This is a genomic window from Enterococcus sp. 12F9_DIV0723 (genome assembly GCF_002174375.1).
GTDB lineage: Bacteria > Bacillota > Bacilli > Lactobacillales > Enterococcaceae > Enterococcus_A > Enterococcus_A gilvus.
The window spans coordinates 841,710-857,448 of the sequence record NZ_NIBK01000002.1; the positions used below are offsets into that span (position 1 = coordinate 841,710).

Consider the following 15,739-nt stretch of genomic DNA (forward strand, 5'->3'; position numbering starts at 1 on the left):
GTCGGAATACTGGACAATTTTTTTATTCTTAGAAAAAAGCAAAAAAAAAAAGAGTAAAGACATCGCTTGACGTTTTTACTCGTTTCATTCATATTCTGGATCAGCATTCGCTGCTTCAACGTTCTGATTTTCCCCTTCAATGCGTGTTAACAGGAGAGAGATCAGACAATAATTTTTTCGCTGCTTCTTCTGACAACTACAGTCATATCCTTTCGGGACATCAACCGAAACTTTGTAATCGCTCGTTGCCAGCGGTTTCTCTGTTTTCTTCAGCCATTCATCTCCTTCTGATACGGTATAAGAATAGACCTCTGTTTCTTCCTCATTGACCAAGTCTAGACTCACTTGCTTAGGTCGATCTCCGGATTCATTGTTGCTGTCGGACCAAGTGCAATCAATATAGTAATTTTCTTCATTCTCTTTCGGCGGCAACGCAGTGGATGAGAGACGTTGGATCTTCTCTGCTGTTTCCTTCTTGGGTCTCGAATCAGACGGCTTGTTGTTTTGATCCAATTCTATGGTTTTGACAAAGCTCTCCGCAGTCAGATGAACATCTTCTCGAATGATCGCTTTTCGCCCAAATACCAATAAAAAGACAATCAGCATAACGAGGATGGTCACTCTCTCTAGCGTTTTTTTCACATGATTTTTCATAGGACACTCCTTTCAAACGTGCGTCAATGGGTGTGATTTTTTAAATGCGTATAGTTTTTGATGGCTTCTTCGATCGTTACGCCCGTTGCGTAGATAGACGCATCACACGAATCGTAAACGATAAATTCATTCTCTTTTGTATTTAATGCTACGTGGTATTCTCTATTTCGCTGTTGTTTTTTCATGACTTCATTTCCTCTCTATTCTATGTATCAAGTGATATCTTTACAAAAAGCGAAGGGGGAAAGAACGCAGTCCCCCCTTCTCATTCTATTAATCAAACATTTTTTTTCCGGCTCTTAACAATGTCGGAATGTCCTTGTCATAGCGTGGTGTTTTTACAAGCTTAGACATCGGAACCCCAGCAAAGTGGAAGGCGGCGATTTCACCTGAGCGGACCGCACTTTGTTCTGTAAAGATCATTTGATACGGTTGTTCCACAAATTCACCTGTAAAAGCTAGGTTTGTTGAATGTTCAGGGATTACTTTCGGACGATCGATTTTGGCACGATTGTTGAACAGGGCAGACGCATACGGCATATATACGGGAATACAGTTCACGATCCCCTCCAAAATTTCCGTTTCTTTTTCGCGAATATTGATTGGACCAGGGTCGACTTTGCTCAATTGACCGATCAATTCTTGCGCCATTTCTTTCCCAGTCATATCAATGTAGGGCTTGTTGATGAATTCACCTTCGCGACGAGGATAAAGGAAATACCCCCAAATAACAGTTTCATTTTCTTTTTGTGATGTGAAATGTGGTTGATGATGGACCACGATCGACATCCGAACATCCTTCTGACCTAAAGGTGTAATCGCCTCGGTAGAAATAAATGAATTCAAGGCATTTCCCGGCTGCTGCGTCGTAATACGTACGATCTCATTCAACAATACATGGTCTTTTGAGGTCAATGTGAAGCTGACCCATTCGCTGGCATCACGGTCCGCAAAGAATTTGTCTGGATTTCCCAGATTATAAAATTCATTTGAAATATTCTTCCATAAGCTTGATGCAGCACCATAGTCCATATCTTCAGGAGCCGGCGCATCATAATCGCCTAACGTTGCTGAATCTGTAATGGAACCGTTCGTAAATAGAACCGCTGTGTCTTCATCCACTGAGATGTATTGTTCAGTGTCATCCAAGGTATTGATCATTTTGATTCCTGTTACAGTGATCTCATCCTGCATTTTTGTTTGTTTAAAATCAAAGTCCGTCACAAGACGATCCAGTACGATCTTACAGCCTTGCGCTTCCAAATATTGGATCAACGGCAGCATGATGCTTTCAAATTGGTTGTAACGCGTCCGATTGACACCTACTAAATGCTCGATTTGCGTAAATTCGTAAATCATTTGATGCATGTAACGACGGAATTCCTGCGCGGAGCTCTTTGTCCGAAAAGCAAAGGTCGTTTCCCACATATACCAGAAATTCGTTTCAAACATATGGGGATCGTCTTTGAAATAGTCTTCGATTGTTAAATTATCCAGTTTTTCCTCTTCTGAATCAGGCATCGCGATCAACGCGGTCAACAATTTACGATCCAAATGATTAAAGCCTAATTTTCCAGCATCTAAAATGCCGTGTTCGCCTTCTAATAAGCGTGCTTTGTCAAATGTCGGATGTTTCGAATCGAAATCCCGAGTATCTTCTTCCGCTGTCATTCCAGGTTCGGTCGCTGAAGGGATACGGCTCAACAAATCCATAAGATCTACGTACGTGCGGTAGTTCAACATACGTCCGCCGCGGGCAACATACCCTTTTCTATTTTCCATAGGATGATTTTTATTCCAGTATTCATCTGTGACAGTGTCTGTAGGCGCACCATCATTTGATCCGTGATTGTCTAAAGAATAGAACGTGATATCTTCTCCGTTCCATTTTCCTTCTTGAATAAGGTAAACGGCTGCCGCCATGTTGGCGATCCCCGCACCGATCATAATAGCTTTCTTTTTTTGCATTTTTCCTTCTCCTCTCAGTGGTTCATTTCTTTTGTTGAATCGTATTCATCGTATAGTGAGCTGTCATTTTCGAGTAATCCTGTTTTTTTACCCGCATAGAGAATGCCTAGTGTGACTAATCCAAAACTGATTCCTGCTTTTAATAAATTCTTTTTCATACCGTCATCTTCTTTCTTTTTTTAGTGATTAAAAAGTGAATGAATCCATTTCCTTTTCAAATTCAGCCATTTCTTTTTCGTCGTATTTCTCATAACGATCGGCTTCGTGCAAAATGTGTTTGATCTCGTGCAGCGTTTCTTTTTCTAACACCCATTTTTTTAATGTGTGTTTTTTAGGCTGTTGATCCAATGAATTCAATTCCGCTATTTTTTTATCCATTTTTTCTAGTGTTTGAGCTACTTCTTCTACAGTTTTCATTTCTTTGTTTTCATAGTTTGTCATAATGACCACTCCTTCTTTTATCGAATTGATTGATTTAAATAGGTTGAATAATTGGCACCAGCTGCTTCATTGGTCGGTTGGCATAACATGTAGATCAAGAGGAGCCAACCAACGATCGGGATCAATCCCATCAATAGCCAGGCACCGGAATGATTGGTGTCATGTAACCGACGAATCGTAAGGGAAAGTTGTGCGATGAACAAAACCACTCCAAGGCTGAGTACAAACATGTTTGCATTTTCTAATGTGAGATAAGAAAAGCCTGTCAATGCGATGCCTGTACGATAGAATAAGCTGTCGAACAACACACTGTATACGATTGTTGGAAGCCAGTATTGTTTTCTTGAAGCCGTGTACTGCCACTTGAACATATCTGTCCAAAATTCAAGTAAGCTTTTCATGAAGACCGTCTTCTTTCTATCATTTGTTTTTTCTGTATCTTTTGTGAAGGTGCTTGTTTTTTTTATTCCTGCAATTTTGATCACCTCGTTTAGCTGATAAGGAAATAATACGGCATTTTCTCCCCTTCAAAAGAACCACTTTTGTCTGATAAAACGACATTTTTTTCCCAAGCGAAAAAGAAAGAGTCGTTCCCATTCAAACAAAAAAGAAGCGAACCCTTCTGAAGGTCCGCTTCTTTTTTGTATTTATATAGAAGCAACTCATTCGTTGCTCATTTAAAACTGCCGGTTGTTAGAAATCACTCCATGTATCTTCTGCCACCGCATCCGCTTGTTTTGGCTGACTTTCAGCAGGTCGAGCATATGCTTTCTTATATGAAGCTCTTTCGCTGTTGTCTGCTGAAGGAATAAAGAAGGCAAACAGAAGATACAATATAATTGGCGAACCTTCTAAAAGGAAGATGGATAACACAAAGACCACACGTGCAATCGTAGGATCAATCCCGAAGTACTCCGCAATCCCTGCCAATGTTCCTGTCAATACCTTGTTATCTTTTGATTTCGTCATTTTTTTCATCTGAATCAGTTCTCCTTTTTTCTCCCAAATAGATGGGGCCCGATTTATAGTAGCGAGTTCCACTCACTAGGTCTCTTTCTCTTATGACTATAGTATGCCGTTTTTTTCTCTTTTCGTCATAGGCCTAAAGGAGTATTTTTTATTTAGCATTTGGTAGTAGTTTTTCGTTATTCTCACACATGGAAGTTCCTTACCTATCCAAACAGTTGACAGTTTAGACGCTAGAACTTAAAATGACAGACAATTATACTCCTAACTAAACGAGAAAGAAGGAATTCAATGATCCATATTCGCGAAATGAAGGAAACAGATAAACCGTCACTGCGTCAACTTTACCTAGACAGTCGCCGAGTGGCCTTTTATTGGAACGATCCAGAAACAATGCATCTAGCAGATTTTGACTATGATACCAAAGAAGAACATGTCTTTATTGCTGCGCTCGACCAACGAATTATTGGGTTTATTTCTTTGTATCCTCCAGATAATTTTATCCATTGTTTATTCATTGATCCTCGATTCAAAGGACAAGGCACTGGTCATCTCCTGTTAGAAAAGTCCAAGCAGTCCTTGCATCTGCCGATGACCTTAAAGTGTTTGTCACGAAACACCCCCGCTCTTGCCTTCTATGAAAAAGAAGGCTGGGAAAAGATCAATGAAGTAGCAGTTCAAGATCCCTATTGGAATATGATTTATAAATAGTTGTGCAGCCTTATGGACAGACCCACAAAAAAACCGCTCAGCCTCGTAGTAGTAATTCTACGATCGCTGCGCGGTTTTTTCGTTTACTTTCTGAAAAGAAATCCAATGTTCGTCATTGTTTGGTCTTATTTGTCTCTCTCAGTATCTGCTCTTTTTTGAATAATTTTTTGACCCAAATTAGCCCAATCCAGCGGTCTAGGCGGTGCTAACCAAACGATGCATTCTTTCTTGTAAAGGCTCCCTAGATCTCTGGAGTCCGTTAGCAGGATGTCCGCCTCGGTAATAGTTGTCGTGATCTCAGCACCGACTTGGTGGAAAAAACCGATATTTTCCATAATAAATTGGTTATACAAATGCCCGAAGGAAAAATCAACGTATACTTTGATGGTTTCTAACAGCACATTCTTTGGGAAAGCATCCAAAATTAGAAATAAGTACTGGAAGAGTACCTGTTTCTTTTTTCTATATAACTCAGGATTCGTTTGCTGCATTTCTTTCACATAGTTTCCACAAAATTCCAAAAGCGCGGGATAATTTTGTTGAAAATAAATGATGTTGATCTCTGGTTGAATGGCTTCATAAGCCAAACTTGTCTCAAGTAATTGAAAATGCAAAAAGCGGCTACGTGCCATAAACGCCTTCTGATTTTCTGGGTTATTCGCAATTTTAGGAAATACTTTCGATAGACTGACTAACAGATCTTGGCTCCAAGCGGTAACCAAAGAATCGTCCGCTGGCGATAACTCTTGATCCAACGATTCCGAACAGGTCGCATAATAGCAAAAAAACGCGTAGACCTCTGCTTCGCGAAATGTGTCAGGAACCCTTCTAAAAAATGTATCGGAAAGCTCTTGACTGAAATTTTCAATTAGTAGATTGGCCGTTCGTTTTTCACTGATGTACTTTTTCTGTTGAATTCGCAAATTGGTCACATATAAATAGTACATCAAATTGTTTTTTTCATGGACCGTAAAATGAGCGCTATCGAACATCTGCAGCTTGGCTTGAATCAAACTTCTGTCAGACGAAGTGAAAATATCCTCTTGCCCTCTGTATATCCGTGCAAAGAGTTCCGTTAAGAAGAGTCGAATATTTTTCTCACTTTTGCCTGTTAACCGAAACTTTTTATCAATCTGAAGCTCAAAATCCTTAAGATAGTGATTCAATTTTTTATACGTGCTGTGGGCGATCGGATAACTGATCGTTTTTTTTTCTGAGAATTCATTCAGAGATTTAAACTTCTCTAAACTCGCCCCTAATAAAATATTGAAGCTTATCGATTCTTTGACATAATTTTCCAACAAGGTATCTGAATTCGCCGTCCCAGTACTTTCGACTTGAACAAAAGGCTCCTCTACAAAAAGGTGGATCTCCTTCGCCAAGCCAAATCGCTCCAAATCAAGAACCAATTGATCGATCGTACTTTTCAAGACGTAATTTGACATTTCCAGGTCATCGGACAGTTCCTTCTTTGTCAAGGCAAAGTAAGGACTTCGTTCGACCTTTTTCAACAATTGATACTTCCGCCATTCTTCCTTTGCCAAAAAATTATCTAGCAAAACGATCACTCACTCTCGCCTGTAATTTACCATTTGCTTCCCCATACAATACGACTCCAGACAAAAGATAAGCACTCTGCGCGATATCAGGAAAATCATTTGGTGCGCCGCTTCCTCCATCGCCCCCGTTTGGAGGTGTGACCACCTGTTCTTGTGAAAAGAACGCCTCATTAAGAATCAATACTTGATTTTCAGGATGTCTTTTTTTCATAGGAAGATAGGGATCGTCAGGGGGAAAATCTGTCGATTGTCTATTTTCCTTTTTCCGCTCAGGTGTCGGAACATGCAGGTGATCTGGATACTCTTGGTGTGTCTCCTCTTGTTCTTTTTCCGAAGTATTTTTTGTCTCCGAAGTCGTTTGGGCGCTAGTAGTCTCTGTTTCCTCTAATTCAATTTGCCCATCTATCTTTGCGCTTTCGCTAGATACCTCATGCTCGGTGATTGGAGTGATCGTATTTTGAGGATCTAAGGGATCATAGATGACCGTATTGCCAAATACGTGTTCAGAAAAAAGAAAAATCGATGCACCCAACGCGAACACCATCGACCGCGTGACCATTTTTTTCATTCTGTCACTCTCCTTTTCCGAAACTTAATCACTGACTTTAGTGATTATTTTGATACCAACTAATAAACAAAATAAAAATGAAACTACGACAATTATACAATATAACCTATTATTTTGTTTCTTTTTCCTAATCATTTCCTGTTTATCATGAACTATTTTTTGTTTCGTCATTTGACCCGGTTTTTTAAACAACTGCCCCTTCACGATAAACCGTTGCTTCGTCTGCGTCGGCTTGTCACAAGTAATCAGAGTGATCTCGGACATCCCATGATCATCTAAGACACGCAGGTCTGTTTGATCAATAATTTTCGTTTCACTTACAATGTATTGATAAAAGCCGCTTGCATCTTCAAAAAATATAGAATCTCCAATTGATACATTCAGCAGCTTACCAAATAATAAGCTCTCTTTTCCCAAATGATGACCAATCAATACCACATTGTGATTTTCAGGCGTTCGTTCTGGAAACAAGGTTCCTGCACCAACTAAAATTTCTTGATTCGTTACACCTGAAAAGACGGGGAGCCCTATGTCGACGTTCGGAATGATAAGTTGTCCAGATGCTTGAAATGTCTGGTCTCGCTGAAAGGCGAGTACATCTGCCAGATCTGGCGGCTGCACTGCCTCTAAGGGAACTTCAGCCGCCTTTTCACTCGTATAAGTTGTCTTGATGGTCACTTCTTGCGTTCTGTAAATAAGCAGTGCCTGTTTCATGAATGGTAAAAATAAGAAACTAATCGCTAGACAATAAATCAGTATTAAGCTAATCCTCAGTTTTTTTGTCATTTTTTTTCTTGCGCCATACTAAGAACAAAAGAATCAACAATAGTAATAAAATACCAATCAGAATATAGATCCATGTGTGATCCTTCTTGATCGTGACGTCTGAGTCATTCAATTTTTTCGCTACATCTGCTTTGATCTCGAAGTCCTTTTCTAAGGACCAATGATAACGAAAAGCCTCTTCTTTTTGCGCACCTTTTTCTTTGAATTTAAATGTGCCATCCGATTCTTTTTGACCGTAAGCCTCGATTTTCATCGTATATTCTCCAGCTTGCAGACGTTCTCCGTTCAACGGAACCGATAAATTAAAGTTCGAATTTGGGGCCATTTGCATTTCTGATTTTTCATCGGTATAAAGTGCTTCTGAACTTCCCTTTTTGGTGATGATTGTTTTTGTTGCTAAGTTATTTAAATACGTCCCATTCGGATTTTGAAGATTTCCCTGAATAACATTCCGTGCATTACGCTGATTTGGATCGACGCTATTCAATTTCAAATCTGGAGAGCCGTTTTCTGTTGTTTGACGCATCAACAAAGCCACGACATAGGAATACTCATTTTTGATCGCTAAACCTTTATCGTTGTTATCTGATGATGCTTTCGCTTCTTCCGATTGTTTTTCTTTGAACGTGATTCCTCCAGCAATAACACCGTCAAATTTTTCATTCGGCATATGTATGTTCACTTTATATTCGGCAGCAGATTTTGGTTTTAATGTGATCTCCGATGGTGCTTCTACGTACTCTTTTAAGTTGTATTTTAGTGAAGGATCGGGTTTGATCGTATTCTTGCTGTATTCTACAACGCCATTACCGTTAGTCGTGGCGCTGTTGATTTGTGCTTCCACGACAACTTCTTTATCTGTGTCGTTTCGCAAATCAACGGTCAATGTTTCTTTTTGATCTGGTGAAAGCATCAAGTCAAAGTAGGTTTTGTTTTTATCAATTTGGTTTTCTGAGGCTTTTGGTGTCACTGCAAAATTAAATTCTGAGGCATAGCCAGCGGTTGTTCCCATTAATAAACTAAAAAAAGCGATACATAGCGATGTTATTTTTTTATACTTCATTGTCTAGTTTTCCTTTCATTGAAAGAAAGGGATGCAAGAAGCACCCCTTCTTCAATTAAATAGTTATGATTAGTTTCCAGGTGCGTCGGTTAGTACCCACGTGAAGGTTGTTGAATATTTTTTCGCATATTTTGTTGTTGAACCAGGTACGCTTAATTCAATGCTGTTGGCACCTGTAGTTGCGTCGGTTCCCCAGTTATTTAAATAGGTTCCTGCACCTTGGCCTGCTTTTGCAGCCATGACGTCTTGTAATTCACCAGTTGGATCGGCAACAATCGTCGCTTTACCCGTAGGTTTTGCTGAATCGGATGCTGTAACGACATTTCCGTTCTTAAATGTTACTTCAGCCCCGGTCAATTCTTTTGCATCCTCTGTTTTAAACTGGCTGTTTTGTTTTACTTGCAATGTCCAACCTGCTTCTGTTCCGCGGTTATCTGTTACTTGGACAAAGTTAGGACCAGTTTTTTCATTGCTGTCTTTATCAAGATATTTTTGCGCTTTTGCTTTGTATACTTCGTCTTTTGAGGTGATTTTTTGTGTTCCGAAATCTAAGCTTGATGCATAATCGATCGATAATGGGCCATTCGTTCCTGGTTTAGGACCTGTTGGGTCTGTTGGATCGACTGGCGTAACTGGTTTCGTTGGATCCGTTGGATCGACTGGATTTGTTGGGTCTGTATTAGGTGTAAATGTGATGACCCCGTTTGTGTCGTAATTGCCGCCATCTGCCGCAAAAGTTGTTGTTGTGCTCAAGCCAATACTTGCTAAAATAGCTGTTGCTAGAAATAAAGAACCAAATTTTTTCATTGTGATAGTCTCCTTTTATTTGAATTAATTGCCAGGTACGTCAGATAAGCTCCATGTCAATGTTGTACTGTATTTCACAGCATCTTTCGGTGTGCTGCCGGGTACAGACAAAGTGATTGCTTTTGTCACGTCTGCATCGACTTCTTTGCCATCTTTGTCTTTTTCCTTTACTGATTCAGCCGTTCCCCAACGATTGACGTAGGTTCCTGCACCTTGATTTGTTTTCGCTGACATAACCATACTTTCTGCACCAGCAGGATCTAAGGAAATCGTTGCTGCCGCTTTAGGATGTACGGCTGTCGAATTGCTGGCAACCGTCGGACTAACCAATTTAACCGCTGAGCCCGTTAACGTATCATTCAATGTGCTTGCCGCTTTGAATTGACCGTTTTGTTTTACCTTCAACGTCCATCCGCCGTTACTTCCACGGTTATCTGAGACTTGAACATAGTTTGGCTTTGCTGCACTGCCGTCTTTAAATTGTTGTGCTCTTGCATAGTACACTTCATCTTTATTGGTGATCTTATTTACACCAAAATCAAGTGATGACGCATAGTCGATGGATAACGGACCATCGGTTCCTGGATTCGGACCATTTGGATCTGTTGGATCGACCGGTTCGACCGGTTTAGACGGATCAGGATCAGTGGGGTCCACTGGTTTTGTTGGATCTGGATTTGGAATAAATTCCACCGCACCATTTGATGTGTAATCTGTGTCTGCTGCATGTGAAATAACACCGCCGACTGTTGAAAGTGATAGTGCTGCAAGTGTCGCAACGGTCATTAACCTTACTTTTTTCATCTTTTTTTCTCCTCACATCTTTTAGTGTCGTTGCCGAAATTTTTCATTCATAAAAAAGCGGAAACGACTGTTATTTTAAGGAACATCTTTTAATGTCCATGTTACTGTTGTTTGATACTTTTTCGCGTATTTGACTGTTTTCCCAGGAACCTTCAACTGAATCGCTTGTCCACCTGTGGCTTCGTTGGTCCCAAAACGGTACAGCCATGTTCCGAATCCTTTATCTGCGTCGGCTGTTATTACATTGATCTCCGCATCAAGCGGTAAAGAAAATCCGCCGCTTGCAACAGGTGCATACGCATTTGAAAGATTCGAGATCATTCCACCTTGAGTAAATATCAATTCAGCACCGTTTAATTTTTGAGATTCAGAAGTTTGAAACTGACCGTTTTGTTTGACTCCTAACTTCCATCCACTACCCGTTCCTCGAACGTCTGTGACCTGTACATAGTTTGGACCCTTTTTCTTAACACCGTCAAAATCAGTGTATTCTTGTGCATGAGCATAATAGGTCTCATCCTTCGTAGAGATCGCTTGATTCCCGAATTGGATACTTGAAGAAAAATCAAGAGATAAACTGCCGCCTGTACCTGCCGGCGGTCCAACTGGATTTGTCGGATCAACAGGAACAACTGGCTTTGTAGGATCTGGGAGCAGCGGGTCAAGTGGTTTTGTTGTCGTTCCCCCACCACTTTGATACTTCATATGTGTGTTCGTATCTTCTGCATGTACGCCCGTTCCTCCAATAAATAGAAGCGAGACCATCAGAAAAATACTAACGAATGGTATGTGTTTCAGTGTTCTCGCCCTCCTTTAGCTTGAAGAAAACAAATGCTAACAAGACAACGCCGATCAATGAGGTGACCACATTTGAAGTATCCCCTGTAGCTGGAATGATCGTTCCTTCTCCTTTATAGGAAGGTAACGCGCCGGCATAGCCCGTCGTTGAATGTCCAGATTCCTGAGCGCCCTGTTCAGGAACAGCGGCAGAACCGCCATCTTTTTGGGATTCCTCTTTTTTTGTGGGCTTTTTAGGATACTCATATTTTCCATAAAAGGCGGTAACCCCATTGCTATCATATTCCGCATCTGCGGCAAAAGCCGGAACAGCAGTAAACAGCAACACTATTAGTAGCAAACTTTTTATAGCTAATCGTTTCATCTACTCACCTAATTTCCTGGAACATCTTCTAATTGCCATGAGAGTTTTCCTGAATATTCACCCACCCGTTGCTTTTCAACGGGGACACTCAACTTGAAGCCGTTGTTTCCTGTCCATCCAGCGGAAATATCCTTGGAGCCATCAGAAGAAAATGATCCGGATTCTACGATTTGCGAAGCTGTGGTGATCGGTTTTTCACCTAATGTCGACGTATAATATAAAGCATCCTCTAAAGAGATCGTCCCATTTTTTAGTGTTTCAGATTGGCTCAACGTCAATCGCCAAGGCTTTCTTGCTCCGCCTCGTGTGTCGGAGACTACAAGAGTACCTGTAGCTGTTGGACGATAGGTCTCCAATTTGTTCGAAACAGAATTACTACCAAATTCCAGTCCATTGGGAACGGAAACTAATGATAAACTTCCTACTACTGTGATCTTCGTACCCGCTTTAAATGTTGCGTCACGATAAGTCATATCTGTTTTAGGATTAATATTACCAATTGAATTATTCGTACTTGGTCGGTCCGCCTCGCTTAATACCGTGATCGGACCGCTCTGGTCTTGCAAGAAGAATTGTAAGACATCTCCTCGTGTAATTTGTATCGTTGATATATCAATCGTCCATTTCCCATCGGCTCCTACTAATTGCCCAGGAATTCCAGATGGTTGACCATTGACGGTAAATGTTATAATACTGTTAGGTTCCCCAGTTCCTGTTAATTGCTTCGTAATGCTTTGGATGCCATCCGCATGATCGACTTTCGCAGGTTCTGGTGGTGTAACATCGATGACAGTGGTAGTGATTGGTGTTGGTGTGATCCAAGGTCCGCGTTCTGCGATTCCTGAGATATTTTCTCCAGCTTTTTGGAATTTGACGGGTGTGCTTGTGTCTGTGTAAGAGACATAGCCATTTTTATCTGTCAGTAGATTGTCTCGGACATTCCCGTTTGTATCTGTCAGTTTCACCTTCGCCTGGTTTTCTGACGCATACACAGGAATATACTTGATCTCCCCGCCAACCAAACCATTGTTATCGGGTACTTCACCAATAATTACTCGGCCTTTGATCGTCTTATCGGCATCTGTCACAGGTGTCCATTCGATTTTAGGATCTTGGTTCATCCCTGAAATTCGGCGATAGTTCGCCTGCTTGAATTGGTCCAATCCAGCAACGGATGTCGTCACAGCCTCTCTCGAACCACTCCCCGTAACTTTCAAACTCGGTACTTTCGCATAGGTTTCACTTGACGGGCCTAAAACAGGCACGCCAACCTTCCAAAGATCAACATCTGAATCTAGAATTGAAAACGTATTGTTCGCTTCACTTCCATACGCGACATTAACCGCGATTTGCGAGTTATTCAGGTTTCTCAAATCATATTGAGCAGGACTGTTCAACGTGAAGGAGTTCCCCGTTCGACTGACACTCCCAGTTCCTATACCGTTCGCTGCCATATTGATCAACGGTTGATTACTTGTTCCGATCACATAAAAGAAACTTCCCGGCTCCGCGTTTAAATACGTATTGTTGGCACTAAATGCAACGATCGACCCGGCCAATTGTTTACTTGTTAGATTGACAACTGCGCCTTTTTTGATCGTCATTCCCGCACCAGTATCATCAAAACGTACCGCATTCCCAGGCATGTCTACGTTGAATACACTGTTCTCTCCAACCGTCAGCGCTAAATAATAGCTGTAAACTGCTGGATAGGTTCGCCCTGTCGTTTGTGTTTGACCAACATCAACATGACAATTTTTTCCTATCGTGAATTCTCTTGAAGCCCCCGTTGATCCAGCGCTAGCACGTACGTTGTACCAAAATACAGAGAAATCATAGTAATTGACGTTTCCTTTATAGTTCGTGCCGTCTTCCATGATTAAGCTTCCTAGGTAAAAGTTTTCAGCACGGGTATTGATGTTCATATTGCCATACACTCTGACTTCCGAGTGTGATGCCCTCGCTAATCGTTGTACCCCAGATTCAGCTGTGATATTCCCAAAGCGATACTTCCATTTTGCTCCAAAAGTATAATTTAAACGGTTCCCAACGATGTCTTCAGAATACGCTCCGCCATACCTTTGGTTTAAGGTGATATCATGCATATGAAAAGAACCCGTAGCATTTTGAGGTGAAGCTAAATAGATGGAAGAATCTTTGAAATCAACACGGTGCCCTTGACCGTCGATCTCCAGGTCATTTTTTCTGGCGTAAGTCGACAAGGTCCCATCTGAAGCACTTGGGTTGTCAAAGCTTTTGGACAAGGATATCTTAGTAATCGTTTCATTCCGAATCGCTTTGACAAAATCTGACCAGTTATCCACGACCGCTTCATTTGCTGCTAATGCTCGAATCTTTACCTTTTTGGCTTCTGGTTCCTTCTCACTCGTTTCCGAAGACGCTGTTTTATCTGTTGAGTTTTCAGAATTTTCTGTCTTTTCATCACGAGGAGCTGTCGAACTTGTTTCTGCTGACGGTATGTCTTCAGATGATGATTCCATTACACGATCATCTGTTTTACTCTCATCAGTAGAAGATTGGATACTATTACTTAGATCTCCTACCTCCGTTTGCTCAGTGGAACGCGTACTTTCTTGTGTGGTTTCTTCAGCATTCACATGAGGAACTTGGAAATATGGAAGTAAAATGATTAAAAATAAGACTACTTTAATTTTGCGTCTTAACATTCTCTCACCTCCTTTACGAACTAAATATTATCATAGCGTTTGCCCATTTTTTATATTATTTTTTAAAAGATTTGGTAATTTAGTTATAACACTTGTGATATTAGTCTATTATTAACAAAACCAAAAGCAGATTCATTTTATATTAATATTAAAATAATGTCTGTCATATTACATTTTTATATACTCTAAAGACAACATTAGGTACTGATTACTAAATAGTAAGCACTTTTCTCAGATTCTCAAGAATATTAAATAACAATTATTTTCGTTAAAAAACGGTTTAAAGACACGACGAATCCTGTCTCTTATACACATCTAGATGTGTATAAGAGACAGACATTAGGTACTGATTACTAAATAGTAAGCACTTTTCTCAGATTCTCAAGAATATTAAATAACAATTATTTTCGTTAAAAAACGGTTTAAAGACACGACGAATCCGTATAGACCAAACGTTTTCTGAAAACACTTTGAAAATTATTAAATTTTTCTTATTTAATTCATAAATGAATAAATCTGTGACCTGATATTCAGATTTTTTGCCGAATCACACTTAAAAAATGGTTCATCAAAACTTTCTTTATTAGAAATAGGCAGTCCATTTTCCATCGTCATTTACAAATGAAACCATTTACACGTCTTCCTACCGATAGTAGACTTAAAGTAATACAATAAAGGACGTGGTGGAATGGATATTAAAGCAATCGTATTAGACATTGACGGGACATTGCTGAACTCGAAAAAGAAGATTTCTGAAAAAACAAAACAAGCATTGATCAACGCACAAAAGAAAGGCGTTAAAGTGATATTGGCTTCTGGGCGACCGACTCCAGGGATGTTTAGGTTGGCAGAAGAACTAGAAATGACGAAGTATGAAGGGTATTTGGTCTCCTACAATGGGGCACGGGTGACGGATTGCTTAACAAAAGATGTCATTTTTAACCAAGCGATGGCTGTTAAAACAAGCCAAGCGATCTTAGAGCATCTGAAAAAATTTAACGTACAGCCAATGATTGACAAGGATGACTATCTTTATGTAAATGACGTTTACAACGGGATGCTTGATTTACCCGAGGGGCCTTTCAACATTATTCAATATGAATCGCGGGGCGGCAATTTCAAGCTTTGCGAAATAGATGATTTGGCGGCATTTGCCACCTTCCCTATTAACAAAATCTTGATCGCTGCTCAGCCAGACTATTTGCAGGAGCATGCAGAAGCCATCCATGCACCCTTTGATGAGACCGTGACGGCTGCCTTTTCTGCTCCTTTCTATTTTGAATTTACAGATAAAGGAATCGACAAAGCTAAGGCCTTGAATGCGGTATTCCCTGAAATGGGTATCCATTCCTATAACATGATCGCATTCGGCGATGGGCAAAATGACCGTTCAATCATTGAATACGCTGGGATCGGCGTGGCGATGGGCAATGCGGTAGACGAATTGAAGGCCATCGCAGACGATGTGACCCTATCTTGCGATGAAGACGGTATTGCCGCAGGATTAGAAAAATATCTTTAAACAAAAAACCAGCTTTTAAGGAAATTATCCTTAAAAGCTGA

The 15,739-nt window shown here is 40.5% G+C and carries 18 protein-coding genes; 2 read left to right on the top strand and 16 right to left on the bottom strand.

The genetic code is table 11. The features are described 5' to 3' along the window. Positions 1-84: 84 nt before the first annotated feature. From A5868_RS17090 to A5868_RS17115, 7 genes are all read right to left on the bottom strand, one after another. Positions 85-654 carry a Cna B-type domain-containing protein gene (locus A5868_RS17090; protein WP_086305087.1) on the bottom strand — a complete coding sequence of 190 codons (570 nt, stop codon included), beginning with the start codon at positions 652-654 and terminating at the stop codon, positions 85-87. A 23-nt stretch (positions 655-677) separates the two neighbouring features. Continuing rightward, on the bottom strand, positions 678-839 hold the full coding sequence (locus A5868_RS19170) for a hypothetical protein (RefSeq protein WP_010779082.1): 162 nt from the start codon (positions 837-839) through the stop codon (positions 678-680). An 88-nt stretch (positions 840-927) separates the two neighbouring features. Next, positions 928-2,622, bottom strand: coding sequence for an oleate hydratase (locus tag A5868_RS17095; protein ID WP_086305088.1), 1,695 nt, complete (start codon positions 2,620-2,622; stop codon positions 928-930). A 14-nt stretch (positions 2,623-2,636) separates the two neighbouring features. Continuing rightward, positions 2,637-2,780, bottom strand: coding sequence for a methanol dehydrogenase (locus A5868_RS17100; RefSeq protein WP_086305089.1), 144 nt, complete (start codon positions 2,778-2,780; stop codon positions 2,637-2,639). 28 nt (positions 2,781-2,808) lie between these two features. Then, positions 2,809-3,063: a hypothetical protein gene (locus A5868_RS17105; RefSeq protein ID WP_086305090.1), complete on the bottom strand. Its 255-nt coding sequence runs from the start codon at positions 3,061-3,063 to the stop codon at positions 2,809-2,811. A gap of 17 nt (positions 3,064-3,080) precedes the next feature. Then, positions 3,081-3,464 (bottom strand): DUF805 domain-containing protein, encoded by a 384-nt coding sequence (locus A5868_RS17110; RefSeq protein WP_086305410.1) that lies wholly within the window; start codon positions 3,462-3,464, stop codon positions 3,081-3,083. A 292-nt stretch (positions 3,465-3,756) separates the two neighbouring features. After that, a complete protein-coding gene (locus A5868_RS17115; protein WP_086305091.1) occupies positions 3,757-4,041 on the bottom strand; it encodes a PspC domain-containing protein in 285 nt (94 codons plus the stop codon). 279 nt (positions 4,042-4,320) lie between these two features. Between A5868_RS17115 and A5868_RS17120 the strand changes: the two genes are divergently transcribed. Further along, entirely contained in the window at positions 4,321-4,740 is a 420-nt protein-coding gene (locus A5868_RS17120; RefSeq protein ID WP_086305092.1) for a GNAT family N-acetyltransferase, read from the top strand. 125 nt (positions 4,741-4,865) lie between these two features. Here the strand turns inward: A5868_RS17120 and A5868_RS17125 are convergent, their stop codons facing one another. From A5868_RS17125 to A5868_RS17165, 9 genes are all read right to left on the bottom strand, one after another. Continuing rightward, positions 4,866-6,308: a helix-turn-helix domain-containing protein gene (locus A5868_RS17125; protein WP_086305093.1), complete on the bottom strand. Its 1,443-nt coding sequence runs from the start codon at positions 6,306-6,308 to the stop codon at positions 4,866-4,868. Further along, the gene (locus tag A5868_RS17130; protein WP_086305094.1) at positions 6,289-6,867 is read right to left on the bottom strand and encodes a hypothetical protein; all 579 of its coding nucleotides are present in this window, start codon (positions 6,865-6,867) and stop codon (positions 6,289-6,291) included. The genes A5868_RS17125 and A5868_RS17130 overlap by 20 nt, the downstream gene beginning before the upstream one ends. A 24-nt stretch (positions 6,868-6,891) precedes the next feature. Next, positions 6,892-7,545 (bottom strand): class A sortase, encoded by a 654-nt coding sequence (locus A5868_RS17135; RefSeq protein WP_254908341.1) that lies wholly within the window; start codon positions 7,543-7,545, stop codon positions 6,892-6,894. A gap of 85 nt (positions 7,546-7,630) precedes the next feature. Next, the gene (locus tag A5868_RS17140) at positions 7,631-8,716 is read right to left on the bottom strand and encodes a DUF916 and DUF3324 domain-containing protein (protein ID WP_086305096.1); all 1,086 of its coding nucleotides are present in this window, start codon (positions 8,714-8,716) and stop codon (positions 7,631-7,633) included. 69 nt (positions 8,717-8,785) lie between these two features. Further along, on the bottom strand, positions 8,786-9,523 hold the full coding sequence (locus A5868_RS17145; protein ID WP_010779071.1) for a WxL domain-containing protein: 738 nt from the start codon (positions 9,521-9,523) through the stop codon (positions 8,786-8,788). A 24-nt stretch (positions 9,524-9,547) separates the two neighbouring features. After that, entirely contained in the window at positions 9,548-10,327 is a 780-nt protein-coding gene (locus A5868_RS17150) for a WxL domain-containing protein (RefSeq protein ID WP_086305097.1), read from the bottom strand. Positions 10,328-10,402: 75 nt separating this feature from the next. After that, a complete protein-coding gene (locus A5868_RS17155; protein ID WP_441316145.1) occupies positions 10,403-11,032 on the bottom strand; it encodes a WxL domain-containing protein in 630 nt (209 codons plus the stop codon). A gap of 70 nt (positions 11,033-11,102) precedes the next feature. Next, positions 11,103-11,489, bottom strand: a complete 387-nt coding sequence (locus A5868_RS17160) for an LPXTG cell wall anchor domain-containing protein (protein WP_086305099.1) — start codon at positions 11,487-11,489, stop codon at positions 11,103-11,105. An 8-nt stretch (positions 11,490-11,497) separates the two neighbouring features. Then, positions 11,498-14,176: a pectate lyase-like adhesive domain-containing protein gene (locus A5868_RS17165; protein ID WP_086305100.1), complete on the bottom strand. Its 2,679-nt coding sequence runs from the start codon at positions 14,174-14,176 to the stop codon at positions 11,498-11,500. A 688-nt stretch (positions 14,177-14,864) separates the two neighbouring features. Between A5868_RS17165 and A5868_RS17170 the strand changes: the two genes are divergently transcribed. Further along, the gene (locus A5868_RS17170) at positions 14,865-15,698 is read left to right on the top strand and encodes a Cof-type HAD-IIB family hydrolase (protein WP_086305101.1); all 834 of its coding nucleotides are present in this window, start codon (positions 14,865-14,867) and stop codon (positions 15,696-15,698) included. The last annotated feature ends 41 nt before the right edge of the window (positions 15,699-15,739 follow it).